Annotated in this window: 9 protein-coding genes; 5 read left to right on the forward strand and 4 right to left on the reverse strand. The window is 70.0% G+C overall.

The window, feature by feature from the left end:
* Positions 1-63 precede the first annotated feature (63 nt).
* On the reverse strand, positions 64-1,152 hold the full coding sequence (gene mutY, locus ROR02_RS14995) for an A/G-specific adenine glycosylase (RefSeq protein WP_147164856.1): 1,089 nt from the start codon (positions 1,150-1,152) through the stop codon (positions 64-66).
* Between the two features lie 309 nt (positions 1,153-1,461).
* Between mutY and ROR02_RS15000 the strand changes: the two genes are divergently transcribed.
* From ROR02_RS15000 to ROR02_RS15015, 4 genes are all read left to right on the forward strand, one after another.
* Entirely contained in the window at positions 1,462-2,949 is a 1,488-nt protein-coding gene (locus ROR02_RS15000) for a succinate-semialdehyde dehydrogenase (protein WP_147164857.1), read from the forward strand.
* A 192-nt stretch (positions 2,950-3,141) separates the two neighbouring features.
* Entirely contained in the window at positions 3,142-4,218 is a 1,077-nt protein-coding gene (locus tag ROR02_RS15005; RefSeq protein ID WP_147164858.1) for a TAXI family TRAP transporter solute-binding subunit, read from the forward strand.
* Positions 4,219-4,343: 125 nt separating this feature from the next.
* Entirely contained in the window at positions 4,344-5,792 is a 1,449-nt protein-coding gene (locus tag ROR02_RS15010; RefSeq protein ID WP_246135576.1) for a leucyl aminopeptidase family protein, read from the forward strand.
* A 141-nt stretch (positions 5,793-5,933) separates the two neighbouring features.
* Positions 5,934-6,287 (forward strand): MarR family transcriptional regulator, encoded by a 354-nt coding sequence (locus ROR02_RS15015; protein ID WP_147164859.1) that lies wholly within the window; start codon positions 5,934-5,936, stop codon positions 6,285-6,287.
* Between the two features lie 62 nt (positions 6,288-6,349).
* On the opposite strand, the gene ROR02_RS15020 is transcribed toward ROR02_RS15015, so the two are convergent.
* Complete coding sequence (locus ROR02_RS15020) at positions 6,350-6,823, reverse strand: low molecular weight protein-tyrosine-phosphatase (protein ID WP_170245143.1); 474 nt, start codon at positions 6,821-6,823, stop codon at positions 6,350-6,352.
* A gap of 210 nt (positions 6,824-7,033) precedes the next feature.
* Between ROR02_RS15020 and cobB the strand changes: the two genes are divergently transcribed.
* Complete coding sequence (cobB, locus tag ROR02_RS15025; RefSeq protein WP_147164861.1) at positions 7,034-7,768, forward strand: Sir2 family NAD+-dependent deacetylase; 735 nt, start codon at positions 7,034-7,036, stop codon at positions 7,766-7,768.
* Positions 7,769-7,795: 27 nt separating this feature from the next.
* On the opposite strand, the gene ROR02_RS15030 is transcribed toward cobB, so the two are convergent.
* Both ROR02_RS15030 and ROR02_RS15035 read right to left on the reverse strand, forming a co-directional pair.
* Positions 7,796-8,821 carry a DNA recombination protein RmuC gene (locus tag ROR02_RS15030; RefSeq protein ID WP_246135577.1) on the reverse strand — a complete coding sequence of 342 codons (1,026 nt, stop codon included), beginning with the start codon at positions 8,819-8,821 and terminating at the stop codon, positions 7,796-7,798.
* A gap of 8 nt (positions 8,822-8,829) precedes the next feature.
* On the reverse strand, positions 8,830-10,077 hold the full coding sequence (locus ROR02_RS15035) for a NupC/NupG family nucleoside CNT transporter (RefSeq protein WP_147164863.1): 1,248 nt from the start codon (positions 10,075-10,077) through the stop codon (positions 8,830-8,832).
* Positions 10,078-10,212 lie beyond the last annotated feature (135 nt).

A 10,212-nucleotide genomic window follows, 5' to 3' on the forward strand; every position in this document is an offset into this window, starting at 1 on the left:
TCCAGTTTCAGTCTAGAGTTTGTCCGGGGAAAGCACGGGGGGCGCCCTGCCCCGCCCCCTCGCTTATCCCCGCTCCTTGCGGGTAAGGGCCAGGTGGACGATGCGGGTCATCGCGGTGGGCAGGGCGTGGTGGCCCAGGTCGTCGGGAGCGACCCAGACCCCCCGGGCGTGGGCATTCAGGCCCACCCGGGCCGCGACCACGTCCAGTTCCAGATGAAAGTGCGTGAAGGTATGGCGCACCCGCCCCGGCACCGGCTTCCACTCGGCGCTCAAGGGAGCGTCCGCCAGCGCCTCGGCCAGGGTCCAGGGCTCTTCGCGCCAGGGAGTGGAGGGGATTTCCATCATGCCCCCCAGCAGGCCCCGTTCGGGGCGCCGGCGCAACAGCACCGCCCCGTCGGCGCGCTCGGCCCAAAAGGCAATCCCGCGCCGGGTGGGCTTTTCCGGACGCGGCGCCTTGGCCGGCAGGGACTCGGCCAGCCCCAGGCGCCGGCCCTGGCAGGCATCGCGCCACGGGCACAGCCCGCAGGCCGGATTACGGGGCGTGCACAAGGTCGCCCCCAGATCCATCACCGCCTGGGCGTAGTCGCCGGCCTGCGCCGCCTCGGGGGTCAGGCTGTCGGCACGGGCTTTCAAGGCCTTGCGCGCGCCGGGCAGAGGATCGCCCAGCGCGAACAAGCGCGCCATCACCCGTTCCACGTTGCCATCCACCACCACCGCCCGGCGCCCGAACGCAATGGCCGCGATGGCGGCGGCGGTGTAGGCCCCCACCCCGGGCAGGGTGTGCAAGGCGGCCTCGGTATCGGGAAAACGGCCCTGATGGTGCTCGACCACGGCCCTCGCGCACGCGTGCAGATTGCGCGCGCGGGCGTAGTAGCCGAGCCCGGCCCAGGCGGTCAGCACGTCGTCGAGGGATGCCCCGGCCAGGGCCCCGACCGTGGGCCAGCGGGCCAGGAAGGCCGCGTAATAGGGGCCCACCGTGGCCACGGTGGTTTGCTGCAACATGACTTCGGACAGCCACACCCGATAGGGATCGGGCCGCGCCCCCCCCTTGACCCGCCAGGGCAGATCCCGGCCCTCGCGCGCGTACCAGGCCAGCAAACGCCCGGTCAGATCGGCCAGGACGGAAGGGGCGAAGGCGGGAACATCGGGCATCGCAGGGTTCCGCGAAAGCGCGCCAGCCGGCGCGACAGGAAAGCGCGCCCCCAGGCGCGACAAGGAGGGCCGGAGGGAAAACCGGACGGGCCACCATCCCGGGCGGCCCTTCCATCCATATCCCGCGCGCCGGGCGCCCGGTCAAGGCCCCGCCCCCGCGCCCGTGGTTGCATCCGCCCCCCGGTCGGGTTCATACGAAAGAGATCGAAAACAGGGGGCCGGGCCTCCCCAAGGCCGTGATTTTGCCCTTATCATCGCGTTTTCTCGTCGCGTTTTCTTCCCTTCTTGATCCCGTGCCAAGGAGCCGTCATGTCCCAAGGATCCAAAAGCGAGGCCGCCCTGGCCTCGGTTCGTGCCGCCGGCTTGCTGAAGGACAAGGCGTTCGTGGCTGGCCAGTGGATCGCGGCCGACAGCGGCGCCACCTTCCCGGTGCACGACCCGGCCAGCGGCGCCGAGCTGGCCCGCGTGGCCGACCTGGGCGCCGCCGAGACCGACCGTGCCATTGCCGCCGCCGCAGCCGCCTGGCCGGCGTGGCGGGCCCTGACCGCCAAGGAACGCGCCACCCGCCTCAAGGCCTGGCATGCCCTGATCCTGGCCCACCAGGAACCCCTGGCCGTGCTGATGAGCGCCGAGAACGGCAAGCCCATCGCCGAGGCGCGCGGCGAAATCGCCTATGGCGCCAGCTTCGTGGAATGGTTCGCCGAGGAAGCCAAGCGCCAGTACGGCGAGGTCATCCCGGCGCACGGCACCGACAAGCGCCTGCTGGTGCTGCGCCAGCCCATTGGCGTGGTCGCGGCGATCACGCCCTGGAACTTCCCCAGCGCCATGATCACCCGCAAGGTCGCGCCCGCGCTCGCCGCCGGCTGCCCGGTGGTGATCAAGCCGGCCGAGGACACCCCCCTGTCGGCCCTGGCCCTGGCCGAGCTGGCCTTGCAGGCGGGCTTGCCGGCGGGCGTGTTCAACGTGGTGACCAGCAGCGATCCGCGCGCCGTCGGCGGCCGGCTCACCGAAAGCCCGGTGGTGCGCAAGCTGTCGTTCACCGGATCGACCGAGGTGGGCAAGATCCTGATGGCCCAGTGCGCCGGCACCGTGAAAAAGGTGTCGCTGGAGCTGGGCGGCAACGCGCCGTTCATTGTGTTCGACGACGCCGACCTGGACGCGGCCGTGGCCGGGGCCATTGCCTCGAAGTACCGCAACGCCGGGCAAACCTGCGTGTGCGCGAACCGCTTGCTGATTCAAGACGGCGTGTACGACGCCTTCGCCGAAAAGCTGGCCGCCCACGTGCGCACCATCCAGGTGGGGCCGGCCCTGGAAGGCGGCTTCCAGCAAGGTCCGCTGATCAATGCCGAGGGGCTGGCCAAGGTCGAGGCCCTGGTGGGCGACGCCCTGGCGCACGGGGCCTGCGCCTTGGTGGGTGGCAAGCGTCACGCGCTGGGCGGCACCTTCTTCGAGCCCACCATCCTCACCAACGTGACCGACTCCATGCGCATCGCGCGCGAGGAAATCTTCGGCCCCGTCGCGCCCTTGTACCGCTTCTCGACCGAGGAAGAGGCCGTGCGCCTGGCCAACGACACCCCGTTCGGACTCGCGGCCTATTTCTATTCGCGCGACATCGGCCGGGTGTGGCGGGTGGCCGAGGGGCTGGAATACGGCATTGTCGGCATCAACGAAGGGATCATCTCCACCGAGGTGGCGCCGTTTGGCGGAGTCAAGGAATCGGGGATCGGACGCGAGGGCTCGCGCCATGGCCTCGATGACTTCACCGAACTGAAGTACCTGTGCATGGGCGGCATCTAACCCTTCCTCCCAGGAACCGCTCCGGCGCGGAGCAGGCCCGCCCCCCGAAAAATCCGGTTTTCGGGGGGGGCGGGCGCTTGTCATGCGCGCCCCGGGGACCGACATGGAACCCCATGCCCCGCGCCCCCGGGGGCACCGCCCGCCGTCCTTTGCAACCCAAAGGCCCGCGCCTTGGAGGTTTTTAAGGTGAAGATGTCGCCGTCCCGTCGCGCCTTTCTGGTTCAAGGCGCTCTTGCCCTGGCCTCGCTGGCCTCGGGAGTGGGGGGGCTCGCCCGGGCCTCCCACCGCGCCGAGGCCGCCACCCCGGCCCGCGCCGATGATCTGCATTTCACCCGTATTGGCACGGGCCGCACCGGCGGGGCCTATTTTCCCGTGGGTGGCCTCATCGCCAGCGCCATTTCCAACCCGCCCGGCTCGCGACCGTGTGAAAAAGGCGGCGCGTGTGGCGTGCCCGGCCTGATCGCGGTGGCCCAGTCCACCGGTGGATCGGTCGATAACCTGGGGGGGCTCGGCACCCGGGTTCTGGATTTCGCCATCTGCCAGGCCGACGTGGCGTATGCCGCCTTTCGCGGCTCGCGGGTGAGCGACGGCGTTCCCCCCCTTCCGGGACTGCGCGCCATCGGCACCTTGTACACCGAAAGCCTGCATCTGGTGACCCGGGCCGACGCTGGCATTACCGACCTCGCCGCCTTGAAGGGGCGCAAGGTGTCGCTGGGGGATCCGGGATCGGGCACCCTGGCCAGCGTGCGCTTGATGCTGAAGGCCGTGGGCCTGCCGGAAAGCGCGCTTGTGGCCTCGTTCGACGCGCCGGCCCAGTCGGCCGACCGCCTGGCCGAGGGCAGCCTGGATGCCTTTTTCTTTTTCGGGGGCGAGCCGGTGGCCCTGGTTTCGGCCCTGCGCGAGCGTTTTCCGATCACCCTCACGCCCTTGAGCGCCCCGGGCCTGGATCGCCTGGTCGCGCAGGCCCCCTATCTGACGGAAGGCGACGTCGCGGCGGGCACCTATGGCAATCCCGATCCCGTGCCCACGTTGCAGGTGGGCGCGGTGCTGGTCACCCTGGCCGACCTGGATCCCCTGTTCATCGAATCGATCACCGCCGCCTTGTGGCACCCGCGCATTCGCGGCCTTTACCAGAAAGGCCCGCCCCAGATGCGCGCGGCCTCGCCCGAGCGGGCCGTGCAGGGCACCGCCGTGCCCTTGCATCCGGGTGCCCTGCGCTACTATCGCCGCGCCGGGATCCTGGAACGGGCCGGCCCCATGCAGTTCTAGAGTCCGTCCGTTTCACATTGAAGCGAACACACTCTGGATCCCTTTGCCTGAGTTTATCTTTCCAAGAAAGGCGGCTCTCCCTTTTCGCGCCCCCTTGCCTTGTTTTTCCAAAGGAAACCCGTCCCGTGCTGGCCAGCCTGATCGATCCTGTCCTTGAGCCCGACGCCGCCCGCCGGGCCCTTCCCCTTCATGCCGTGCGGGCGTCGCGCTTCGCGGAATGGGCCCTGGGGCTGCCGGCCCCGGCCCAGGCCTGGATCAAGGCCCAGGGGCTGGAGGCCCCGCCCGACTCTCCGTTGCTGCTCCCCGACTCCGAGGGCGCGGTGCTGGGCGCCGTCGTGGCCCTGCCCGAGGCGGATCCCGCACCGGGCATGGACCCCGAGGGCCCCTTGGTGTTCGCGCGCGCCTCGGCCCAGTTGCCCCCGGGGGTGTACCGCCTGGACGCGCCCGACCTGCCGGCGGGCTGGGCCACCGATGTCGCCTTGTCCTGGGCGCTGGCGCACTACCGCTTCGACCGCTACCGCCCCCTGACCCGCAGCGCCGAACGCCGCCCCAAGACCCGCCTGGCGTGGCCCGAGGGTGCCGACCGGGCCCTGGTCGCCTCGCTGCTCGACGCCACCGCCCTGGTGCGCGATCTGGTCAACACCCCGGCCGAGGATCTCGGGCCCGCCGATCTGGCCCGCGCCGCCGAACACACCGCGCAGCGCTTTGGCGCCCGGGTCGATGTCCTGGTGGGGGACGCGGTGCGCGAGGCCGGCTATCCCCTGATTCACGCGGTGGGCCGCGCGAGCCCGCGCCCGCCACACCTCATTGATCTGACCTGGGGCAACCCGGCCCATCCGGCCGTGACCCTGGTGGGCAAGGGCGTGTGCTTCGACACGGGCGGGCTCGACCTCAAAACCGCGAGCGGCATGCGCCTGATGAAAAAGGACATGGGGGGCGCCGCCCACGTTCTGGCGCTCGCGCGCATGGTCATGGCCGCCGACCTGCCGGTGCGGCTGCGGGTCCTGATTCCGGCCGTGGACAACGTGGTGGCCGGCAATGCCCTGCGCCCGGGCGATGTCGTCGTGTCGCGCAAGGGCCTGAGCGTTGAAATCGGCAACACCGATGCCGAGGGCCGCCTGATCCTGGCCGATGCCCTGGCCGAGGCCAGCGCCAGCGCTCCCGCCTTGCTCCTGGACTGCGCCACCCTGACTGGCGCCGCGCGCGTCGCGCTGGGGCCGGACCTGCCGGCCTTGTTCACCGACGACGAGGCGCTGGCTTCTCACCTTCTGGCCGCCGCCCACGCCCAGCGCGATCCCCTTTGGCGGCTGCCCTTGTGGCGCCCCTATCGTCCCTTGCTCGACAGCGCCCTTGCCGATCTCAACAACGCGCCCGAAAGCCCCTTCGCGGGCGCCATTACCGCCGCCTTGTTCCTGAAGGCCTTTGTCAATCCCGGCGTGCGCTGGGCTCACCTTGACTTGTACGCCTGGCGTCCCTCCTCCCGGCCCGGACATCCAGAGGGTGGCGCGGCCCAGGGACTACGCGCGTTGTTCTCTGTCCTGAAAAATCATATCGCCTCCGACACGTTGCCTTGAGGGGAAATCTTCCCAGGAAGCGGTAGCCAGAATCGAAAGGCCCCGTTATACACGGGGCCTTCCTTGTAATCGGCAGCGTGGCGCCACGCCGATTGTTTCGCTATCATTAGGACAGCTCTTTCTCAGTCTGGAAAAACCCGGATGCCGGTTGATATTTCCCCCGCCGAAGCCCTGGATTTATGGCGCGGTTCGATCGTCGAAAGCGTGCGACGCGACGCCCCCGACCTGTCCGCCCGGCAGATGGCCTTGCTGCTGACGGTCTACATGACGCCGCCGCCGCACACGGTGCGGGGATTGGCCAACCTGCTCAACATCTCGAAACCGGCGGTGACGCGGGCCGTCGATCGCCTGTCGGATTATGGCCTGGTCAAGCGCAAGACCGACGAAACCGACCGGCGCAGCGTGTTGATTCAGCGCACGGTGCGCGGCAGCGTGTTCTTGCGCGAATTCGGCGACATCATCGTGTCGGCCGGCCGCGCCATTCGCGGGGAATAACCCGAAAGCCCCGGCTGGAACCTTGGCCCGGAACCCCCGGCCCGAAACCTCAGCCCGAAACCTCAAATCGTCGCGCGCACGGCCGCCAGCAAGCCGTCGCAGGCATCCTCGACCAGATCAAGCACCTGTTCGAAATCGGCGGGTCCGCCGTAGTAGGGGTCGGGCACATCGCCGCCCACGGGATACTTTTGCGAAAAATCCCGCAGCAGATAAAGCTGCCCCTGGGTCCCCGGGGGCGCGACCCGGCGCAGGCCGTGCAGGTGCGAGCGGTCCAGGGCCACGATCCATTCAAACGTCTTGAAATCGGCGGGCTTCACCTGGCGGGCGCGCAGGTCGGCCATGGCATGGCCCCGCCGGGCGGCGGCTTCCTGGGTACGCGGATCGGGGGGCTCGCCCAGGTGGTAGGCCGCCAGGCCCGCGCTGTCGGTCTCGATCGTGGCGGCCAGCCCCGCGTCCGCGACCCGCGCGCGGAACACGACCTCGGCGGTCGGGGAACGGCAGATATTCCCGGTGCACACGAACAGAACCTTGACCACGGCCTTCTCCTTCGGCGTACTGACGGCCCGGCGTGGCCCGACAGGCCCTTGATACCACGCAAGGCCCGCGATCCAAACGGCGAACACCCCGGCCGTCCCGCCCGGGGCCCGGGCCCTTCCCCGTCGCGCGGGGATGTCCTGTCCCGTCGCCTTTCCGAACCGGCCCCGGCCGTCGCGTCGCGCTGGGGGCCTTGAACAGGATTCCATCCGATGACCCAGTCCGCCCCTTCCATCGTTGTCCTGACCGGTGCCGGCATATCGCGCGAAAGCGGCCTGCACACGTTTCGCGACGCGGATGGCGTCTGGTCGCGGGTCCGGCTGGAAGACGTGGCAACCCCCGAGGGCTTTGAACGCGACCCCGAGCGCGTGCACGCCTTCTACAATGCCCGCCGCCAGGGCCTGAGGGACGAAGGCGTGGTCCCCAACCCGGCCCATCTGGCGCTGGCCCGCCTGGAGCGCGAATGGCCGGGCGAGGTGTTGCTCGTGACCCAGAACATCGACGATCTGCACGAACGGGCGGGGTCCACCAGGCTCATCCACATGCACGGGGAGCTGTTGAAGATCCGCTGCACCTTGTGCCAGCGGATTCACGCCTGGGAAGGGGATCTGGATCTCGACGAACCCTGTCCCGCCTGTCAGGCGCGGGGCACCTTGCGCCCGCATGTGGTCTGGTTTGGCGAAATCCCGCTGGAAATGGAGCGGATCGAAACTGCCTTGAACGCCTGCGGCCTGTTCGTGTCCATCGGCACCTCGGGCACCGTCTACCCCGCCGCCGGCTTCGTGCGCCAGGCCCGCGACGCCGGCGCGCGCACCGTGGAGCTGAACCTGGAGCCCAGCCACGGCGCCAGCCTGTTCGACGAGTGCCACCACGGCCCGGCCTCGCGCCTGGTTCCCGCTTTCGTCGAGCGCCTGCTGGCCACCCAGGCCGGTTCCACCACACCCTGAAGGAAGGACGGGACGGGACGCGCCCCCTTACCGGTCGTCGGCCTCGTCCTCGCCCAGCTGCTGGCGATCGATGACCTCGCCCCGGCGCACGATCTTGGTCGCCGAAATCCGCAGGTCGCGCACGTCGGTGGCCGCCTGCTCGAAATGACGGCCCAGGCGTTCGGCCCGTTCGGCCAGGCGGGCCACGTCGTCCACCAGTCCCTGGATCTCGCCGCGCAGCCGGGTGGCGGTTTCGGCAAGACGCGCGTCCTTCAAGATCGCGCGCACCGTGGTCAGGGTGGCCATCAAGGTGGTGGGCGACACGATCCACACCCGCCGGCGAAAGGCTTCCTCGACCACGCCCGGATGATGGGCGTGGATCTCGGCGTAGACAGACTCGGCCGGCACGAACATCAAGGCCTGATCGGCGGTCTCGCCCGGCACGATGTAGCGCTCGGCGATGTCGCGCACGTGGCGCAGCACGTCGCCGGCGAAGGCGCGCCGGGCCGCCTCGCGCGCGCTGTCGGTGCGGGCCTCCAGGCAGGCGCGGTAGGCTTCCAGGGGATACTTGGCATCCAGGCACAGCACCCCGGGCGGGTTGGGCAGCACCAGCAGGCAATCCGCGATGCGCCCGTTGCCCAAACGCGCCTGGAAACGGTAGGCCCCGGGCGGCAGCAGGTCCTTGACCAGGTCCTCCATCTGAACCTGCCCCAGGGCGCCGCGCGCCTGCTTGTTGCCCAGCAGGGCATGCAAGCCGGCCACGCGCCCCGACAGGTCGGCCAAGGTGCGCTGGGTGGCATCGATCGACGCCAGGCGGGCAGCCAGGGTTTCCTGGGCCCGGACCTGGCCGTCGGCGACCTGCCCCAGGCGGCCGTTCATCTCGGCTTGGGCCTGGGCCAGGCGTTCGGTCGCGGCCACCAGGATTTCCAGGGGTCGCCCCAGGCCCGCCGCCGGACGGCGGGGCAGCAGCCGGCCCACCAGAACCCCGATCAGCAGCACCGCCAGCGCCAGCACCCCCAGCGCCACGATGCCCCCCGCCCCCGGAGGGAGCACCCCGGCCACGCTCGCGGACACGGCTTCCCTCATCCCACCACGAGGCCCACGACGGCGCCGGTCATGCAGGTGGCCAGCGTGCCCGACAGGATCGACTTCAGGCCGAGGCCGGCGATTTCGGCCCGGCGTTCCGGGGCCAGAGCGGTCAGGCCGCCGACCATGATCCCCAGCGAGCCAAAGTTGGCGAAGCCGCACAGGGCATAGGTCATGATCAGGCGCGAGCGCTCCGAAAGCGCGTCGGCCGGCAGGTGCGACAGGCCCAGGTAGGCGATCAGCTCGTTCAAAATCACCTTGATGCCCAACAGGGGCGCGGCCACCGTGGCCTCGGCCCAGGGCAGGCCCATCAGCCAGCACACGGGCGCCATCAGCCAGCCCAGCAGGCGCTCCAGGGTCAGGGGCGCCCCATCAAGGTCGGGCAGCAGGCCCAGGGCGCCGTTCACCAGCGCCACCAGGGCCACCATGACCAGCAGCAAGGCGACAATGTTCCACAACAAGGCCACGCCTTCCTGGGCGCCAATGGCGATGGCCTCGATCGCCGTGGTCGCTTCCGAGGGCGTGGGCTGGTACTCGCCCCGGGTCCCGGCCTCTCCCGGCACCAGCAACACCGCGACCACGATGGCCGCCGGCGCGCTGATCAGCGAGGCCACCAGAAGCTGGCCCAGGGGATTATCGATCACGCCTTGCAGGAACGAGGCGTACAAGGCCATGACCGTGCCGGCGATGGTGGCCATGCCGCAGGTCATGACCATGAACAGCTCGGCCCGGGTCAGCTGGCGGACATAGGGGCGGATGAACAGCGGCGCCTCGACCATGCCCACGAAAATGTTGGCGGCCGCCGCGACCCCCACCGCGCCGCCCACCCCCAAGGTGCGTTCCAGCGCCCGGGCGAAGCCGCGCACGATGACCGGCAGAATGCGCCAGTGGAACAACAGCGACGACAACGCGCTCATGACCAGGATCAAGGGGAGCGCCTGGAACGCCAGCACGAACGACGATCCGGCTCCGCCCGGGGCATAGGGCAGTTCTCCGCCCCCCAGGTATCCGAACACGAACGACGATCCGGCCCGCGTTGCCGTCTGCAAGGCACCGACCAGATCGTTGAGGGCGATGAACACGGGTTGCAGGAACGGAATCTTGAGGAGCGCCAGCGCGATGACAATCTGCAAGGCCACCCCGATGCCCACGGTGCGCCACGCCACGGCGCGCCGTTTCTCGCTTAACGCCCACCCGAGGGCCACGAACACCCCCAGCCCCAGCAGGCTTTGCAAAGCCACCATGCGACAAGTCCCCCTTCGGTGCGTTGGTGGGGGCGGACCATAGACCATTTCCGCCCCCCCGCGCGAGAGGAGCCAGGGGGGAGCGACAGGGGGATCGGGTGCAGCCCTGGGCGCCCTTGGAAGAGGGCTCCTCAA

Origin of the sequence: Pararhodospirillum oryzae (assembly GCF_007992075.1) — a bacterium.
Lineage (GTDB): Bacteria > Pseudomonadota > Alphaproteobacteria > Rhodospirillales > Rhodospirillaceae > Pararhodospirillum > Pararhodospirillum oryzae.